The following is a 17,467-nucleotide window of genomic DNA, read 5'->3' as shown; positions in this document are numbered from 1 at the left end:
AGGACTTTTTCGGAGGAATAACTATGTACGACTTATTATTAACGCTGCTCTTGGTGATGTCAGCTATTATTGTGATTGCGGTATTTATGCAGCCACAAAAAAATCCAAGTAGCAATGTCTTTGATGGTGGTGGGTCAGAAGCACTATTTGAACGTAGTAAACCACGTGGTTTTGAAGCCTTTATGCAACGCTTTACAGGAATCATGGTTTTTCTATGGATTGTAGATGCAATCGTCCTTTCCATTCTCTCAAGTAAGTAATGAGCTGACTGAGGTTGGCTCATTTTTTGCGTTATAGTCAATAAATAAAAGAAAAGGAAATCATGAAAGAATCTATTATAAATTATTTGAAGGAGCATGGGAAATCCAGTGTAAACGACATTGCCCAGGCTCTTAATCATGCTGGGGGAGAAAAGTTCCCTCAGCTCATCAAGGCCATGTCAGCCATGGAAAGTAAGGGACAGTTGCGTTTTAACCGAGATGGCTCTGTATCCTTGCGTCCTAAGAAAGAAAATCCTAATCAGGTGACTGTTGAAGGTATCTTCCGTGCCAATAAGAACGGTTTTGGTTTCTTGCATGTTGATGACAGTGAAGATGACATGTTCATCGGTCGTAATGATGTTGGCCATGCCATTGACGGTGATACTGTTGCCGTTGTTATCAAGAAGCCAGCAGATCGTTTGCGTGGGACAGCAGCAGAAGCGCGTGTTGTTGAAATTGTAGAACGTTCGCTTAAGACTGTTGTAGGGAAATTTATCCTTAGCGACGAGAAAGAACCTTATGCGGGTTACATTAAGTCTAAAAACCAAAAAATTCAGCAGCCAATTTATATCAAGAAAGAACCAGTTGCCCTAGATGGTACTGAAATTATCAAGGTTGATATTGAAAAATACCCTAACCGTCACTATGATTATTTCGTAGGAAGTGTTCGTGACATTATTGGTCATCAGGGGGATGCCGGTATTGATGTCTTGGAAGTCTTGGAATCAATGGATATTGTTTCAGAGTTTCCAGAGGATGTCATGGCGGAAGCAGAAGCTGTACCAGATGCACCGAGTCAGGAAGACCTCGTTGGTCGTGTTGACCTCCGTCAAGAGGTAACTTTTACCATTGACGGAGCTGATGCTAAGGACTTGGATGATGCGGTTCATATCAAACGTTTGCCAAATGGTAACTTTGAGCTTGGTGTTCATATTGCTGATGTGTCTTACTATGTTACTGAAGGATCTGCACTTAACCGTGAGGCCGTAGCACGTGGGACTTCTGTTTATGTGACAGACCGCGTGGTACCAATGTTGCCTGAGCGTCTTTCGAATGGTATTTGTTCACTTAATCCCAATGTTGATCGTTTGACGCAATCAGCCATTATGGAGATTACTCCTAAAGGTAAGGTGGTTAATCATAAGATTTGTCAATCTGTGATTAATACAACCTTCCGTATGACCTACAGTGATGTCAATGAGATGTTGGCTGGAAATCCAGAAAAGATTGAGCAGTTTAAGCCAATCATGGATTCTGTATCAGCTATGGCAGAATTGCATAAGATTTTAGAAGACATGCGTGAGCGTCGTGGTGCCCTTAACTTTGATACATCTGAAGCTCGTATCTTGGTTAATGAGAAGGGAATGCCAGTGGATATCGTGGTGCGTGAACGTGGAACAGCCGAGCGAATGATTGAATCCTTCATGTTGGCTGCCAATGAATGTGTGGCAGAGCACTTTGCTAAGGCTAAGTTGCCATTTATTTACCGTATCCACGAAGAGCCAAAGGCTGAGAAATTGCAACGCTTCATGGATTATGCCTCTATCTTTGGTGTTCAAATCAAAGGAACTGCCAATAAGATGGATCAGCTAGACTTGCAAGAGTTTATGGCCAAAGTTCAGGGAAAACCTGGAGCAGAGGTCATGAACATGATGCTGCTTCGTTCAATGCAACAAGCCCGCTATTCAGAACACAACCACGGACACTATGGACTTGCGGCTCAGTATTATACCCACTTTACTAGTCCAATCCGTCGTTACCCAGACCTCTTGGTTCACCGAATGATTCGTGAGTACACTAACAATATGTCTCAAGAAACACGTGAACATTTTGAAGAGGTTATTCCTGAGTTAGCGACATCATCTTCAACTCTTGAACGTCGTGCCATTGATGCCGAACGTGTCGTTGAAGCTATGAAAAAAGCGGAATACATGGAAGAGTTTGTTGGCCAAGAATTCGATGGTATTGTCGGAAGTGTGGTTAAATTTGGTATGTTTGTGGAATTGCCAAACACTATCGAAGGTTTGGTTCACATCACGACCCTTCCAGAATTTTACAATTACAATGAACGTACCATGACACTTCAGGGTGAGAAAACTGGTAAGACTTTCCGAGTTGGTCAGCCTATCCGTGTCAAATTAACACGTGCGGATAAGGAAACAGGAGACATTGACTTCCAATACCTTCCAAGCGAGTATGATGTTACTGAGAAAGTAGACCACAAGGCTCGTCAGGAACGTGAAGAGAAGGCGAAAGCCTTCCGAAATAGAGGTCCACGTCGTGACCGTCAAAATGGAGACTTCGAACGTCGTGGTAAACGTGGGGATAACCGTAACCATCAAGATGCTAATGGTCGTAAAGGCTCTTATGACGAAAAACGTAAGTCATCTAAGAAACCCGACAAGCGTAAGAATCAAAACCGTCCTCATAATGATAACAAGGGACGTGAGAGTGGCCGTCGTAAGAAGAAAGGGAACAAACCTTTCTACAAGGACGTTGCTAAAAAACGAAAATAGGATGAGAATGGAGGGACTGCTATGCCAAAGGGTGAAGGCAATGTTGTTGCTCAGAATAAAAAGGCTAGACATGACTATAGTATCGTTGATACTATTGAAGCAGGTATCGTGCTAACAGGGACGGAGATTAAATCCGTTCGTGCGGCACGCATCCAACTAAAAGATGGCTATGCCCAAATCAAGAACGGTGAGGCTTGGTTAATCAATGTTCATATTGCTCCTTTTGAGCAAGGTAATATTTGGAATCAAGATCCAGACCGTACGAGAAAATTATTGCTTAAGAAGAAGCAAATCACCAAACTTCAAAATGACCTTAAGGGAACAGGAATGACCTTGGTTCCTCTTAAGGTCTACCTAAAAAACGGTTTTGCCAAGGTATTGCTTGGTATTGCCAAAGGGAAACACGATTACGATAAACGTGAGTCTATCAAACGTCGTGAACAAGAACGTGATATTAAACGTATTATCAAGAGTGTTAACCGTTAAAACGCCTATCATCTAAGACTGCTATAGTCCTAGATGATTTTTTGTTTTTGGCTTTAAGACATGATATAATGGGAGTACCATACGGTCTTTAGTTAGGATAGCAGATATACCTAACTCTGGACGTGATACTGTAAAGGAGATTAGCGATGCCAGTAGATGCTAAAACAAAATACAAGGCCAAGAAGACAAAGATTGTTTTCTTCGACATTGACGACACCCTTCGTGTCAAAAAGACAGGCTACATTCCTGAGTCTATTAAGGCTGTTTTCAAAGGGCTTAAAGAAAAAGGAATTTTGACGGGGATTGCCACAGGACGTGGCTACTATGGTGTCGTTGAGGACATTCGAGACTTAGAGCCCGATTATTTTGTAACCATCAATGGAACTTATGTGATTAATCGAAAAGGCGAAGAAATTTATAACCAGCCCCTAGCTCGTGAGGTTACAGAAGCCTTTGTTGCTTGGTGCAAGGAGATTGGGATTGCTTGGGGCTTTGCTGGTAAGGATAAGCCAGTTGTTTCTGAGCGTTCAGATTTGATTGATGATGCTATGAAACCAGTCTATGGTCTTTGTGATGTGGAGCCAGACTTCCACTTGTCGAACGATGTTTACCATATGTGGACTTTTGCGGAAAATGATGGTGAGCTTGAGTTACCAGAAGAACTTGCGACACATGTCCGCTTGGTGCCTTGGCACGAACACTCCTCTGACGTCGTAGCAAATGGTATCTCAAAAGCATCTGGTGTCGAGCATGTCTTGGAGCACGAAAACCTTAAACCGGTCAATGCTATGATGTTTGGTGATGGTCCAAACGATATGGAAATCTTTGACTATGTTGGACTTAAGATTGCCATGGGTAACGCTACACCAGAATTGAAAGAAAAAGCAGATTACGTTACAGGAACAGTAGAAGAAGATGGCATTTTCAATGCCTTGGAGGAACTCGGATTGGTAGAAAAAGAACTTCATTTCCCACAACTTGACTTGGATGCAGTAGAAGGTCCAGTCGTAACAATTAAAACAAACCATGGTGATTTGGTCATCAAACTTTTCCCTGATCATGCACCATTAACAGTTACTAACTTTGTCAATTTGGCCAAGAGTGGCTACTATGACGGTGTGATTTTCCACCGTATTATCAAGGACTTTATGATTCAAGGTGGTGACCCAACTGGTACTGGTATGGGTGGTGAGTCAAGTTTCGGTGGTAGCTTCCAGGATGAATTTTCTGAAGAACTCTATAACCTCCGTGGTGCGCTTTCTATGGCCAATGCTGGACCAGATACTAATGGTAGCCAGTTCTTCATCGTTCAAACGCCTGAAATTCCTTATGCTAAAAAGGAACTCGAACGTGGTGGTTGGCCAGCACCAATCGCGGAAGCTTATGCTGAAAATGGTGGAACACCTCACCTAGACCGTCGTCACACAGTCTTTGGTCAATTGGTGGATGAAGACTCTTACAAGGTGCTTGATGAGATTGCCAATGTTGAGGTTGGAGCTCAAGATAAGCCACTTGAGGATGTTGTGATTGAAACAGTTGAGGTAGCAGACTAAGATGAAAATTGGAGACAAGCTTAGGGGTGTTATCACAGGCATCAAGCCTTACGGTGCCTTTGTTTCATTGGAAAATGGTACCACAGGCTTGATTCACATCTCGGAGATTAAGACAGGTTATATCGACAACATCTACAATACCCTCAAGGTAGACCAGGAGGTCTTGGTTCAAGTTGTTGATTTTGATGAATTTACACAAAAGGCCAGTCTTTCTTTGAGAACCCTTGAGGAAGAAAAAAATAAAATCCCTCATCGTCATCGTTTCTCAGATAGTCGTTTGAACTATGGCTTTAAACCTTTGGCAGAAGCAATGCCAGGATGGATTGAAGAAGGACTTGACTATCTTAGACAAGAGCATGAGGAAAAATAGCAAAAAAAGCTGACTCTCAATGAGTCGGCTTTTTTGGTGTTTTCGATTTGGCTACAAACAAAAAGATCTTCAATTTAATTGAAGACCCATGTTTATTAATTAGACATCAAAATAGATCAATTCTTTTGGTGTGTGTGTGAAGACTTCAAAGCCATCTTTTGTCACATAACCACAGTCCTCGATACGAACACCAACTTTTTCAGGAATGTAAATACCTGGTTCAACAGAGAAGCACATTCCTTCTTCGATTACCAAGTCATTTCCTTCCATGATAGAAGGGAATTCATGCACATCCATTCCGATACCGTGTCCGAGGCGGTGGTTGAAGTATTCGCCGTAACCAGCTTTTTCAATAACATTACGTGCTGCAGCATCGACTTCGCTGGCAGTTACACCTGGTTTAATCATATCTAGGGCAGCCTGTTGAGCTTCTAAAGTCAAGTGGTAGATTTCTTTTTTGAAATCATCGGGTTTTCCAACAGCGACTGTTCGCGTCATATCTGAAGCATAGCCATTCACCATACAGCCCAAGTCGAAGAGAAGAAGAGCATCTTTTTCAATTTTGTTGCTTCCAGGAATGCCGTGTGGGTTGGCTGCATTGTTACCAGTCAAGACCATAGTTTCAAAGCTCATTTCATAGCCCAAGCGTTTGATGCCAAATTCGATTTGAGCAATGATGTCTGTTTCAGTAACGTCAAGAGAGATATTGTCGAAACCGATATTAACAGCTTTATCAGCATAATCACCGGCAACAATCATTTTTTGAATTTCATCAGCTGACTTGATAACGCGCATTTTTTGAATGAATGGTGTCAAGTTTTCAAAGCGACCTTCAAAGACTGTTTGCAATCCTTGGAACTTAGTCACATTGAGATTGTCAAACTCTGCATAAATAATAGAGCTGTCTGTACTTGCTAGACCAGCTTTGATTTTTTGCCATGGATTTTCAGAATCCACATAACCAAAGACTGGGAAGTCGAGTACAGCAGAGGCACGTGCAACCTCAAGAGCAGGAACAAAGAGGGCAGGTTCACGATTTTCGTAGACGAAGAGGAACATTTGGCGTTCATGTGGGTCACAATCAAAACCAGTAAGATAATTGACAGTTACAGGATCTGAAACAATAGCTAGCCCTGCTTTATTTTCATTCAAAAAATGACGAATGCGATCAAGTTTAGACATAGAAAAAACTCCTTTGTATTTCTTACACTCATTCTGTCACTTTTATAAGGAAAATGCAAGCTGTTTTTTTGGCTTTTCATTAAATCATTTACTTTCATTGAGACTTTTTTAGGCTAGTTTTGTAAGCGATGGATAGTCTTGGAAACACGAAATGAGAGGCCTTTTTCTGAAATGGCTTTCTTCCTCGTAACCATAAAGAAGGAATCCCTTTCATTTTTTTGTAAAAAATCAGTCAAAATAATTGAAAGTGTTTTCAGAATCTGATACAATTAGCATGAATAAGTGAGCGTAAAATGAGAAAGGAAGTGTTTTTATGAATACTGATGAAACAATTACTATATACGACGTTGCGCGTGAAGCAGGTGTTTCGATGGCGACTGTGTCTCGTGTGGTAAATGGAAATAAAAATGTAAAAGAAAACACCCGAAAAAAAGTGCTTGAGGTCATTGATCGTTTGGATTACCGTCCAAATGCGGTTGCGCGTGGCTTGGCGAGTAAGAAAACCACTACTGTAGGAGTTGTCATCCCAAATATTGCTAATAGTTATTTTGCTACTTTAGCAAGGGGGATTGATGATATTGCTACGATGTACAAGTACAATATTGTTCTTGCATCTAGTGATGAAAATGACGATCACGAAGTTACCGTGATTAACTCTCTATTTGCCAAACAAGTAGACGGTATCATCTTCATGGGTTACCACTTGACGGAAAAAATTCGTGCAGAATTTTCCCGTACTCGTACGCCGATTGTCCTAGCAGGAACAGTGGACCTCGAACACCAATTACCGAGTGTTAACATCGACTATAAAGCTGCCGTTGAGGATTCTATAACACAGCTTGCCAAGAATAATGAAAAGGTTGCCTTTGTATCAGGGCCACTAATTGATGATATTAATGGCAAGCTCCGTCTAGCTGGTTATAAGGCTGGACTTGAAAAGAATAATTTGCGCTACAATGAAGGACTAGTCTTTGAAGCTAAATATAGCTATAAAGATGGCTTTGATCTAGCACAACGTGTCTTGAACTCTGGTGCCACTGCTGCCTATGTTGGAGAAGATGAATTGGCTGCAGGTCTCTTGAATGGCCTCTTTGCTGCAGGTAAATCAGTTCCAGAAGACTTCGAAATCATCACAAGCAATGACTCACCAATTACAAGCTATACACGTCCAAACCTTTCTAGTATTAATCATCCTCTCTATGATTTAGGGGCAGTTAGCATGCGTATGTTGACTAAAATCATGAATAAGGAAGAACTTGAAGAAAAAGATGTTATTCTTAATCACGGTATTACCTTACGTCAGTCAACAAAATAAAAAAGGAGTTGGGACATAAGTTTGTCTCAACTTCTCTTTTTTAGAAAAAGGGAGAACCAATGACTTTTGAGGATGCTTATTTTAAAAAGAAAGTCCTAAAACCTGATAGCCTAGAACCTTTTGGTTTTACAGCTACTGAGCAAGGCTATGAGTTCAGAAAAACACTGATAGCTGAAGAACTTGAAGCTCGATTGTTTATTGATTTAGAAGGTAAGTTGACGGGACAGGTTGTCGATAGTGATCTTGATGAGCCTTATGATATCTTCAGGAGTCCTCAGGCTACTGGAACTTACGTTGGTCAAGTCAGAGAGGCTTATGGAGAACTTCTGTCACAGGTAGCTGATTCTTGTTATGAAGATCAATTATTCTCATCTCCACAAGCTAATCGCCTGGCTAAATTTTTAGCTCAAGAATTTTCAGACCAAGCAGACCATCCTTTCGAGAAAGAACCAAGCTATCTATCTTTTAGAGTTGATGGTAAATGGTATGCCTTGTTTTTTCCTCTTAAGGGAGAAAAACTAGGGCTTGATGGAGAAAAGGCAGAATTAACATATGATGTGGTTAACCTCAAGGTTAATCCGACGCAAATGGATAAGCTCTTGAAAATGGATGGCGTTTTTCCTAGCTACCATATGTCCAAGAAGACCTGGGTTAGTCTTGTTTTAGATGAGACCTTGCCAGACCAGACTGTTTTTGAGCTTCTTAGTGAAAGTCGTTCCCTAGTGGCTCCCAAACATCTTAGAAAGGCTTCGGAGCCTCATTATTGGATTATCCCGGTAAATTTGAAATACTACGATATTGGGGATGAGTTTTCCGCAAATGAGGAGATTCTTTGGACACAGAAAGCTAGTATGCAAAAGGGAGATTTTGTGGCTATCTATATTACGGCACCTACCAAGGCCATCCGTTACGTCTGTCAGGTTTTAGAGGCAAATATCCCTAATCAAGGTTATCGTGAAGAGGAGAGTATTAAAGAGTTGATGCGGATTAAGCCCTTATACACTTTTAATGACACTGACTTTGATAGTGATAGACTAAAGAGTTTAGGTATTAAAACTGTTCGAGGTCCTCGACATATGACGGAAGAGTTAGTTCAGGCTTTATCCCCTTACCTAAAAGAAAAATAGAAGGAGGACATCATGCGAATTTTGATTGCACCTGATTCATTTAAGGAAAGTTTATCTGCAAAAGAGGTCGCCTTAGCTCTTAAATCAGGTTTTGAAAATGCCTTACCCGACGCTGATTTTGACCTCATGCCAATAGGTGATGGTGGCGAGGGCACCTTAGATGCTCTTGCTGAAAATCTAAATCTTGAGAAGAAAAGTATCAAGATTCCTCATGCCTATACAAGTGACGGAAGTGTTTCTTTTGCCAGCAATGGCCAGACTGCCATTTTTGAAATGGCTGCGATTTGTGGCTTGGAGCATATTCCTAAGGAGAAACGAAATCCTCTAGCTCTAACGACACAAGGCGTAGGTGAACTAATTGTTCATTTGGTTCAATCTGGCATCCGAGAGTTTATTATAGGCGTAGGTGGATCTGCTACCAATGATGGTGGTATTGGTATGGCATATGGATTGGGGTATCGTTTTTATGATTCTGAGGGACAGGAGCTTGAGCCAATAGGTGCTAATCTTGGTCTCATTAAGAAGGTATCCTCTAAAAATAAGCTTGATTTGTCTGGTGTCACCATTCGTCTGATTACTGATGTAGACAACCCCTTGTGTGGTCAACATGGAGCAACCTATATTTTTGGTGGACAAAAAGGTCTAGCTCCTTCACAATTTAAAAAGGTTGACCAAGACATGACACAATTCTACGAAAACTTTGCTCCTGAGGTTTTAAAACTGGCTGGTTCAGGAGCCGGAGGAGGCATGGCAGCGGGTTTAGTAGCTTTTGCAGGCGCAGAAATTAAATCCGGGATTGACTTTGTACTTGATTGCGTTGATTTTGATCAACGTGTGAAGGAAGTTGATTTGGTCATAGTTGGTGAAGGACGTATGGATAGCCAGTCCTTGTCTGGTAAAGCACCGGTCGGGGTGGCTAGGCGGACACCATCAACTATTCCCGTCATTGCTATCTGTGGTAGTTTGAAGGATGACTTGCCTGATTTTCCAGTTGCAGGTATCTCAGCTGCTTTCCCTATCATTGGACAAGTATTAGAGTTAGACCAAGTTTTAGCTACCGCTAAGGAGAATCTCTATCGCACAGGACTCAATATTGGGAATGTCATCAAGCTCAGTAAAACATTGTGATATAAGAAAAAGCTGACTTTGCATCAGCTTTTATTTTCCAAATAGTTTAGCAAAAAATCCCTTTTTTTCAAGGATAGGTTCAGTTTCACTAGGAGCAAGGATATCAGGATAGAGTTCTGAAAATAACACTTTATCAAGATTCTCTGCTTGATTACTATGTACGATAAGACCGTATGGTGAATGGGCCTTGGCCTCGTCAACGATAGTTGCAGAAATATTTAGTGCTTGAGCAGTCTTGATATAGTTAAATTGTGTCTGGTCAGCTAATTTTGGAGAAAGTTTGAGACTAAGATTAGGGTGAACGGCTAATAAGTCTTTTAATATTTGCGGAAAATTGTCAATTACAGTTTTCTTTTCGGCATTTTCCAATAGAACAGCTAGGACTACACGTTCCGCATAGGTTCCAAAATATTGACGAAGTTCATCGGGATTTAGGCGTTTTTCGCCACTAGCGCATTGGAGCACTTTGTTTTCAAGTGAAGTCATAGGAATCTCCTCTTAGTTTTCTACTTGTATTATACAATATTTTGAATTCCTTTTCATTTGAGTTGCTTTCTGAGATTTTCAAAAACAATTGAAAATATTAAAAAATAGAAAATCGCTAGAAAATTCTGGTTTTAATTTGCTTAAGCCTTGATATTATGGTAATATATAGGTGTAAAAAATTTTAACTCATAAGGAGAGTATTGTAATGTCAATTATTACTGATGTTTACGCACGCGAAGTCCTTGACTCACGCGGTAACCCAACACTTGAAGTAGAAGTTTACACTGAATCTGGTGCATTCGGTCGCGGTATGGTTCCTTCAGGAGCTTCAACTGGTGAACACGAAGCAGTAGAACTTCGTGATGGTGACAAAGCTCGTTACGGTGGTCTTGGTACTCAAAAAGCAGTTGATAATGTAAACAACGTTATTGCTGAACACATCATCGGATTCGACGTACGTGATCAACAAGGTATTGACCGCGCAATGATCGCTCTTGACGGTACTCCAAACAAAGGTAAACTTGGTGCCAACGCTATTCTTGGTGTGTCTATCGCTGTAGCACGCGCAGCTGCTGACTACCTTGAAGTTCCACTTTACAGCTACCTTGGCGGATTCAACACTAAAGTTCTTCCAACTCCAATGATGAACATCATCAACGGTGGTTCTCACTCAGATGCTCCAATCGCTTTCCAAGAATTCATGATTGTACCTGCTGGTGCACCAACATTCAAAGAAGCTCTTCGTTGGGGTGCTGAAATCTTCCACGCACTTAAGAAAATCCTTAAAGAACGTGGACTTGAAACAGCCGTAGGTGACGAAGGTGGTTTCGCACCTCGTTTCGACGGAACTGAAGATGGTGTTGAAACTATCATCAAAGCTATCGAAGCTGCTGGATATGTACCAGGTAAAGACGTATTTATCGGATTTGACTGTGCATCATCTGAATTCTACGATGCAGAACGTAAAGTTTACGACTACACTAAATTTGAAGGTGAAGGCGCTGCTGTTCGTACTGCTGCAGAACAAATCGACTACCTTGAAGAATTGGTTAACAAATACCCAATCATCACTATCGAAGATGGTATGGACGAAAACGACTGGGACGGTTGGAAAGCTCTTACTGAACGTCTTGGTGGTAAAGTTCAATTGGTTGGTGACGACTTCTTCGTAACTAACACAGCTTACCTTGAAAAAGGTATTGCAGAACACGCTGCTAACTCAATCCTTATCAAAGTTAACCAAATCGGTACTTTGACTGAAACTTTCGACGCTATCGAAATGGCGAAAGAAGCTGGATACACAGCAGTAGTATCACACCGTTCAGGTGAAACTGAAGATTCAACAATCGCTGATATCGCAGTTGCAACTAACGCTGGTCAAATCAAGACAGGTTCATTGTCACGTACTGACCGTATCGCTAAATACAACCAATTGCTTCGTATCGAAGACCAACTTGGTGAAGTTGCAGAATACCGTGGTTTGAAATCATTCTACAACTTGAAAAAATAATTCTATAGTCATATAGAATAAAAAGAGGTTCCTTAGGAATCTCTTTTTTGTGTTTCTAAAGAATCTTAGATTGTGTTATGCATTGTCTCTAAATAGAAACTCTAAACATAAAAAGTCCCCTCAATCCTATTGATTGAGAGGACTTCGTCTTAGAATAGACCTTTAATCTTGTCTAAAGCTCCACTAACCATTTCGTTACCTGAAACAAGTGACTTAGCTTGGTCAAAGTATTCGCCCAAATCATCTTTATTGTCATCGACAAACTTTTTAGCAGCTTCGAAATCTTTCTTTTCAATCATTTCTTTTACTTGGTTAAATAGGTCCATTGGATTCATATCTGTTCTCCTTTATAAGTTTTCTTACAAACTCTATTTAATCACGCTTATAGTAAACTAGCAAGAAATATGTTTGAGGCGAGTGCTATGAGGATTATGATTTTCCAGTTAAGTACGATTGATAATTGTTTAATCTAAAAAGGCAGTCCAAACAGGACTGCTTTTAAGGTTTATTGCTGTTCCGTTGAAGAGCTACTTGGCTCTGATTCACTTGAACTTGAGCTTGATTCAGATTCTGCAGGATGTAGTTCCTTGTAAGATGGGGTCTTGAATAGATTAGCTGTTGATTTATTGCCTTTTTGTTTGTAGAGGCTGGTTGATTTATCTTTCAGCTTTTTATTGATTTCTTTTAGTTGATCCATCTGTTTAGTGTAGGAAATCTTGCTAGAATCAACATGCTTCAAACCGTTTGGCGTATAGAAACGAAGAAGGTCACCTGTTTGAACAGCGTCACTCATCGAAAGCTGAGTTGCTACTGCCTTACGAATAGCTTCGTTATCTTTTTTAGTTGTCTCATCAGGGTTGGTAATTTCTTCCCCTGTTTGAGTGTTATAAAGTCGACCAGAGTAGCTGGTGTATTGAGGAGTAACATATTGACCTGAGGTTCTAAATGCGACGGTTTGCTTATTATCAGGAGATAGGAGGTCTTGTCCCATCTGGATATAAGAGCTAGTATCAACGCCAAGAACGTGAAGGAGTGTTGGAAGGGCATCAACCTCACCACCAAAGGTGTTAGAGATACCACCACCAGTATAGCCTGGAATATGAATCATGTAAGGAACACGTTGAAGCATGGCTTTATCATAGTTTGACCAAGTTTCAGGGTTCTTACCGAGAAGTTCAGCAAGATTGCTGCTTCGTGTATCAGAGATACCATAGTGGTCACCGTACATGACAATAATCGAGTTATCGTAAAGACCGGTTTCCTTGAGGTAATCAAAGAAGTCTTTGATTGCTGAGTCAAGATAGTTAGCTGTTGCAAAATATCCGTTGACTGTTTCGTCTTTTGTTTCGGCAAGTGGGAAACCTTGTTCCTTTTCATCGCCTGAGAGTGAAGTGTATGGGTAGTGGTTAGATACTGTAAGGTATTTAACGTAGAAAGGTTGTTGCATTTGTTCCAGATATTTGATGGAATCTGGGAACATGTACTTGTCATTTAGACCATACTGGAAGGAGTTTTCATCAGTTTTTTCAGTGAAGGCTGATGAGTCAAAGAAGTAATTATAACCCCATTGTTTATAGGTATTATTACGATTCCAGAAGGATCCAGTGTTTCCGTGGAAAACAGCTGACGTATAGTCGCCTGTTTGAGCTAGGATAGATGGCGCCGCATAGGCTGTATTGGTACCCCCATAGTTTACCATGTATGACCCTGTACTTAGTCCAAAGAGAGATGTTTCCATCAAGGTTTCAGCATCAGAAGTTTTCCCTGATTTAACTTGGTGGAAGAAGTTTGAAAAGGCTAGAGTTTCATTTGAGTGATAAATGGAATTGATGAATGGTGTAACCTCATAGTCTTGACCGTCTACTTTGAGCTTGTAATCAATGAGGAACTGTTGGAAGCTTTCCAGGTGAATAACGATGACGTTTCTTCCTTTAGCAATTCCGTAGTACTTAGGATCAGGTGCCGCATAGTGCTCTTTAACGTAAGCCTCAACCTTTTTCATATCCTCAGCTGTTGCAGATGACCGAGCCTGTGAAGCTTGATAAGTTAAGTTACCAGAATAGGCTGTGAAGAAGGGAAGCCCCATAGCACGAACAATATAGTTATTTGAGAAACCACGTGTCAACAACTCGCCACGGTTAACTTCTGCTAAGAAGAGGTTAACTGAGAGAAGGAGTGTCGACAGTGCAGTGACGGCAAAACTAGCTCGTTTGTTAAATGGCTTGCTGTCCATTTTAAGCTTTTTCCTGAAACCAGCATAGATGAAGAAAGGTACATCAATCAGGTAGAAGAGATAGCTTGGCTCAAGAAGGTTCTTGGCGGAGTCTCCTAGTCCTGCTGCCGAACTAGAACTTGCTAGGATGGTATTTACAGTGATGAAGTCTGTAAACTCCCCAAAGTAAATCACATTAGCGATAAGTAAGAGGTTAAGGATGACATAGATAGCAATGGTAATGCTATAAAAGAAACGTCGTTTCTTGAAGTATAGTCCTAAACCTAGAAGCATTAATCCTAGTGGAATAGGGTTAATCAGCGAAAGCATAACCTGATATCTGCTTTCCAACTCAAGATTAATGTTGACGTAATAAGCGAATATGGTTTTTAGCCAGTAAAAGAAGAGTAACAAGAGGATAAATCCAAGTCTTGATGAAACTCCTTTCCAAAAGGCTTCAGTAATTTTTTTCAAAGTAATACTTCCTTTGATTCTATATTATCTTAATCATTATACCAAATAAGATAATGACTCTCAAAAATTTACTGCCATTGAGTGTGATATTCCTTGACATATAATTGATAAAATCTAGTTACGAAACAGAAATAATAGCATTTTTTTGGTATAATAGTAACATGAGTATATTGACGGTAAGTCCCTTTGCGGAGAAAAAAATCAAACAAGGAAAACAGCTTCTTTTAGCCGAAGATTTTCCAAATATAACTGAAAATAATCAGTTGGTTTACCTTTATAGCCAGTCCAAAGATTTTTTAGGAACGGGCTATTTGTCAAGTCAAAATAAGGGGATAGGATGGTTTCTGTCCCCTAAAAAACAACAATTGACAGTGACTTATTTTCAAGGACTTTTTGAAAGGGCTAAGGCCAAACGTCAATCCTATTATGATAATGAATTGACGACAGCTTTTCGTCTTTTCAACCAAGATGGTGACGATTTTGGTGGTCTCACAATTGATTTATATGGGGATTATGCCCTCTTTTCATGGTACAATGCCTTTGTTTATTCCTTGAAGGATGTTATTGTAGAGGCTTTCCAAACGGTCTTTCCTGAGGTCTTGGGAGGCTATGAGAAAATCCGCTTCAAGGGTCTTGATTTCGAATCAGACCATCTTTTTGGGCAAGAGGCGGCTGATACCTTCACCATTTTAGAAAATGGGGTCACTTATGAAGTTTTCCTCAATGATGGGCTAATGACGGGAATTTTCCTTGATCAGCATGAAGTGCGTGATGGTTTAGTTAATGGCCTAGCTTTGGGTAAATCAGTTTTGAATATGTTCTCCTATACGGCAGCTTTTTCAGTTGCTGCGGCTATGGGTGGAGCGATTGAAACGACATCAGTTGATTTGGCTAAGCGTTCACGTGAATTATCGACGGCTCATTTTGAAGCTAATGGTTTCAGTATGGACAATCATCGCTTGGTCGTGATGGATGTCTTTGATTATTTCAAATATGCAAAGAAAAAAGGCTTATCTTATGACCTTATCGTCATCGATCCGCCAAGCTTTGCCAGAAATAAGAAACGCACTTTCTCAGCAAATAAGGATTACCACAAGTTAATTGCACAGAGTCTTGATATTTTATCAGAGCATGGGACAATCATTGCAAGTACCAATGCTGCTAATATGACCGTGCAACAGTTTAAAAAACAACTGCGTAAGGGTTTGGGAGATGTTACAGCGGACTTCGTTAACCTGCAACAATTACCAGCGGATTTTACCGTCAATCCTAATGATCCAACATCAAATTATTTGAAAGTATACACAATAAGGGTAAATAAATGAAAATTGTAGTTCCGATTATGCCAACTAGTTTAGAGGAGGCACAAGAGCTTGAACTGTCTCGTTTTGAGGGGGCAGACATTATAGAATGGCGTGCAGATTTTTTAGATAAGGATAGTATCTTAACGGTTGCTCCAGCTATTTTCGAGAAATTCGCAGGCTTTGAGATTGTCTTTACCATCCGTACGACGCGTGAGGGTGGCAAGCTTGAGTTAACGGATGCGGAATACATCGCACTAATTAAGGATGTAGCTGCTATCTATTCGCCAGATTATATTGATTTTGAGTATTTCACACGTAAGGCTGTCTTTGACCAAATGCTCGAATTTTCAAACTTGGTTTTGTCCTATCATAACTTTGAGGAGACCCCTGAAAACCTTATGGAGCTTTTGTCTGAGATGACAAACTTAACGCCGAGAGTGGTTAAGGTGGCGGTTATGCCTAAGCATGAGCAGGATGTTCTTGACCTTATGAACTTCACACGTGGTTTCAAGGCCTATAATCCTGAACAAGAGTTTGTAACTATGTCAATGGGTAAACTAGGTCGTTTGTCACGTTTTGCGGGAGATTTGGTGGGGTCATCATGGACCTTTGCTAGTCTTGATAATGCTAGTGCTCCGGGACAAGTTGGTCTTGCAGATATGCGTAGAATCAGGGAGGTTTTGGATGCAGATTGATGGACACACACGCCTAGCGGCTGTTGTTGCCAATCCTATCAAGCATTCTATTTCACCATTCATTCATAATTCGGCCTTCGAAAAGACACAAGTTAATGGTGTTTATGTGGCCTGGGAGATTCCAGAGTCAGACCTAGCCGAGACAGTTGAAAATATTAGACGTTACAACATGTTCGGTATCAACTTGTCGATGCCATATAAGGAAGCAGTCATTCCTTTTTTGGATGAGATTAGTCCTGCAGCTCAACTGATTGGTGCCGTCAATACAGTTGTTAATCGTGATGGTCATTTGATTGGTCATAATACGGACGGTTTTGGCTTCTTTGCTAGTCTAAAGGACTTTAGCCCTAGAGACGCTCATCTGATGATTTTGGGTGCTGGTGGTGCTGCTAAAGCTATTGTGACGCAGGCAGTTCTTGATGGTGCAAAAAAAGTCAGTGTCTATGTTCGCCCTCAGTCATTAGATAAGGCAAAAGAGAGCTTTAAGTCCTTACTTGAACAGGCAACTTGCCACTTGGAGTTTCATGCTTTAAATGATCTTGAGTATTTTCAAGAGGAACTAGGCCAGGCTGATTTATTGGTGAATGCGACGAGTGTTGGGATGGATGGCGAATCCTTGCCTATTCCCACAGATACAAAATTTCCTGAGGGACTCTTGGTTGCTGATATCATTTATCAGCCTTTTGAAACACCTTTCTTGGCCTTGGCTAGGAAACAGGGAATAGAGGCTGTGAACGGCCTTGGCATGTTGCTTCATCAAGCAGCAGGTGCCTTTAAATTGTGGACAGGCAAGGACATGCCAACAGACGCCATCTGGCAGGAATTAGAAAATATTTACAATAGCTAGGA

16 protein-coding genes are annotated in these 17,467 nt (G+C 40.8%); 12 read left to right on the top strand and 4 right to left on the bottom strand.

Annotated elements, in window-relative coordinates; all coding sequences use genetic code 11:
- Window positions 1-23 precede the first annotated feature (23 nt).
- From secG to H7T93_RS01420, 5 genes are all read left to right on the top strand, one after another.
- Complete coding sequence (gene secG, locus H7T93_RS01440; RefSeq protein WP_002886135.1) at window positions 24-260, top strand: preprotein translocase subunit SecG; 237 nt, start codon at window positions 24-26, stop codon at window positions 258-260.
- Between the two features lie 62 nt (window positions 261-322).
- Window positions 323-2,776, top strand: coding sequence for a ribonuclease R (rnr, locus tag H7T93_RS01435; protein ID WP_022496009.1), 2,454 nt, complete (start codon window positions 323-325; stop codon window positions 2,774-2,776).
- A 21-nt stretch (window positions 2,777-2,797) separates the two neighbouring features.
- Complete coding sequence (smpB, locus tag H7T93_RS01430) at window positions 2,798-3,262, top strand: SsrA-binding protein SmpB (protein WP_002885905.1); 465 nt, start codon at window positions 2,798-2,800, stop codon at window positions 3,260-3,262.
- Window positions 3,263-3,408: 146 nt separating this feature from the next.
- The gene (locus tag H7T93_RS01425; protein ID WP_004182928.1) at window positions 3,409-4,815 is read left to right on the top strand and encodes a Cof-type HAD-IIB family hydrolase; all 1,407 of its coding nucleotides are present in this window, start codon (window positions 3,409-3,411) and stop codon (window positions 4,813-4,815) included.
- A gap of 1 nt (window position 4,816) precedes the next feature.
- The gene (locus H7T93_RS01420; protein WP_002886108.1) at window positions 4,817-5,185 is read left to right on the top strand and encodes a S1 RNA-binding domain-containing protein; all 369 of its coding nucleotides are present in this window, start codon (window positions 4,817-4,819) and stop codon (window positions 5,183-5,185) included.
- 99 nt (window positions 5,186-5,284) lie between these two features.
- On the opposite strand, the gene H7T93_RS01415 is transcribed toward H7T93_RS01420, so the two are convergent.
- A complete protein-coding gene (locus H7T93_RS01415; protein WP_201041594.1) occupies window positions 5,285-6,367 on the bottom strand; it encodes a M24 family metallopeptidase in 1,083 nt (360 codons plus the stop codon).
- A gap of 313 nt (window positions 6,368-6,680) precedes the next feature.
- On the opposite strand from H7T93_RS01415, the gene ccpA reads away from it, so the two are divergent.
- From ccpA to H7T93_RS01400, 3 genes are read left to right on the top strand one after another with little or no spacing between them, the layout of a single operon-like run.
- Window positions 6,681-7,682 carry a catabolite control protein A gene (gene ccpA, locus H7T93_RS01410; protein ID WP_002886078.1) on the top strand — a complete coding sequence of 334 codons (1,002 nt, stop codon included), beginning with the start codon at window positions 6,681-6,683 and terminating at the stop codon, window positions 7,680-7,682.
- 59 nt (window positions 7,683-7,741) lie between these two features.
- Window positions 7,742-8,809: an MmcQ/YjbR family DNA-binding protein gene (locus tag H7T93_RS01405; protein WP_002886051.1), complete on the top strand. Its 1,068-nt coding sequence runs from the start codon at window positions 7,742-7,744 to the stop codon at window positions 8,807-8,809.
- Between the two features lie 12 nt (window positions 8,810-8,821).
- On the top strand, window positions 8,822-9,937 hold the full coding sequence (locus H7T93_RS01400; protein ID WP_175057481.1) for a glycerate kinase: 1,116 nt from the start codon (window positions 8,822-8,824) through the stop codon (window positions 9,935-9,937).
- A gap of 30 nt (window positions 9,938-9,967) precedes the next feature.
- Here H7T93_RS01400 and H7T93_RS01395 read toward each other — a convergent pair whose 3' ends face one another.
- Window positions 9,968-10,423: a YueI family protein gene (locus H7T93_RS01395; protein WP_175057482.1), complete on the bottom strand. Its 456-nt coding sequence runs from the start codon at window positions 10,421-10,423 to the stop codon at window positions 9,968-9,970.
- 205 nt (window positions 10,424-10,628) lie between these two features.
- Here H7T93_RS01395 and eno point away from each other — a divergent pair, with 205 nt between their 5' ends.
- The gene (gene eno, locus H7T93_RS01390; RefSeq protein ID WP_002886048.1) at window positions 10,629-11,933 is read left to right on the top strand and encodes a surface-displayed alpha-enolase; all 1,305 of its coding nucleotides are present in this window, start codon (window positions 10,629-10,631) and stop codon (window positions 11,931-11,933) included.
- A gap of 149 nt (window positions 11,934-12,082) precedes the next feature.
- On the opposite strand, the gene H7T93_RS01385 is transcribed toward eno, so the two are convergent.
- Both H7T93_RS01385 and H7T93_RS01380 read right to left on the bottom strand, forming a co-directional pair.
- Window positions 12,083-12,268 carry a hypothetical protein gene (locus H7T93_RS01385; protein ID WP_002890454.1) on the bottom strand — a complete coding sequence of 62 codons (186 nt, stop codon included), beginning with the start codon at window positions 12,266-12,268 and terminating at the stop codon, window positions 12,083-12,085.
- 170 nt (window positions 12,269-12,438) lie between these two features.
- Window positions 12,439-14,619, bottom strand: coding sequence for an LTA synthase family protein (locus H7T93_RS01380; protein ID WP_070476485.1), 2,181 nt, complete (start codon window positions 14,617-14,619; stop codon window positions 12,439-12,441).
- Window positions 14,620-14,780: 161 nt separating this feature from the next.
- On the opposite strand from H7T93_RS01380, the gene H7T93_RS01375 reads away from it, so the two are divergent.
- Genes H7T93_RS01375 through H7T93_RS01365 form a run of 3 tightly spaced genes read left to right on the top strand, consistent with a single transcriptional unit; the run spans window position 14,781 to window position 17,465 of the window.
- Window positions 14,781-15,944, top strand: a complete 1,164-nt coding sequence (locus H7T93_RS01375) for a class I SAM-dependent rRNA methyltransferase (protein WP_175057483.1) — start codon at window positions 14,781-14,783, stop codon at window positions 15,942-15,944.
- Window positions 15,941-16,618: a type I 3-dehydroquinate dehydratase gene (aroD, locus tag H7T93_RS01370; RefSeq protein WP_049528987.1), complete on the top strand. Its 678-nt coding sequence runs from the start codon at window positions 15,941-15,943 to the stop codon at window positions 16,616-16,618. The genes H7T93_RS01375 and aroD overlap by 4 nt, the downstream gene beginning before the upstream one ends.
- Entirely contained in the window at window positions 16,608-17,465 is an 858-nt protein-coding gene (locus H7T93_RS01365) for a shikimate dehydrogenase (RefSeq protein ID WP_014634144.1), read from the top strand. Before aroD ends, H7T93_RS01365 begins: the two co-directional genes overlap by 11 nt.
- Window positions 17,466-17,467: the final 2 nt, after the last annotated feature.

The sequence above is a fragment of the Streptococcus sp. 9.1 genome (genome assembly GCF_016648815.1).
Classification (GTDB): Bacteria; Bacillota; Bacilli; order Lactobacillales; family Streptococcaceae; genus Streptococcus; species Streptococcus salivarius_E.
The sequence above is the reverse complement of the archived record's forward strand: the minus strand, read 5'-3'. Positions and strand labels throughout refer to the sequence as shown.

What these genes read in the sequence shown, in the direction of transcription:
- H7T93_RS01365 (WP_014634144.1), top strand. Translation starts at nt 16,608, where the DNA reads ATGCAGATTGATGGACACACACGCCTAGCGGCTGTTGTTGCCAATCCT.
- H7T93_RS01385 (WP_002890454.1), bottom strand. Translation starts at nt 12,268, where the DNA reads ATGAATCCAATGGACCTATTTAACCAAGTAAAAGAAATGATTGAAAAG.
- aroD (WP_049528987.1), top strand. Translation starts at nt 15,941, where the DNA reads ATGAAAATTGTAGTTCCGATTATGCCAACTAGTTTAGAGGAGGCACAA.
- H7T93_RS01415 (WP_201041594.1), bottom strand. Translation starts at nt 6,367, where the DNA reads ATGTCTAAACTTGATCGCATTCGTCATTTTTTGAATGAAAATAAAGCA.
- eno (WP_002886048.1), top strand. Translation starts at nt 10,629, where the DNA reads ATGTCAATTATTACTGATGTTTACGCACGCGAAGTCCTTGACTCACGC.
- H7T93_RS01395 (WP_175057482.1), bottom strand. Translation starts at nt 10,423, where the DNA reads ATGACTTCACTTGAAAACAAAGTGCTCCAATGCGCTAGTGGCGAAAAA.
- H7T93_RS01400 (WP_175057481.1), top strand. Translation starts at nt 8,822, where the DNA reads ATGCGAATTTTGATTGCACCTGATTCATTTAAGGAAAGTTTATCTGCA.
- H7T93_RS01375 (WP_175057483.1), top strand. Translation starts at nt 14,781, where the DNA reads ATGAGTATATTGACGGTAAGTCCCTTTGCGGAGAAAAAAATCAAACAA.
- H7T93_RS01405 (WP_002886051.1), top strand. Translation starts at nt 7,742, where the DNA reads ATGACTTTTGAGGATGCTTATTTTAAAAAGAAAGTCCTAAAACCTGAT.
- secG (WP_002886135.1), top strand. Translation starts at nt 24, where the DNA reads ATGTACGACTTATTATTAACGCTGCTCTTGGTGATGTCAGCTATTATT.
- smpB (WP_002885905.1), top strand. Translation starts at nt 2,798, where the DNA reads ATGCCAAAGGGTGAAGGCAATGTTGTTGCTCAGAATAAAAAGGCTAGA.
- H7T93_RS01420 (WP_002886108.1), top strand. Translation starts at nt 4,817, where the DNA reads ATGAAAATTGGAGACAAGCTTAGGGGTGTTATCACAGGCATCAAGCCT.
- H7T93_RS01425 (WP_004182928.1), top strand. Translation starts at nt 3,409, where the DNA reads ATGCCAGTAGATGCTAAAACAAAATACAAGGCCAAGAAGACAAAGATT.
- ccpA (WP_002886078.1), top strand. Translation starts at nt 6,681, where the DNA reads ATGAATACTGATGAAACAATTACTATATACGACGTTGCGCGTGAAGCA.
- rnr (WP_022496009.1), top strand. Translation starts at nt 323, where the DNA reads ATGAAAGAATCTATTATAAATTATTTGAAGGAGCATGGGAAATCCAGT.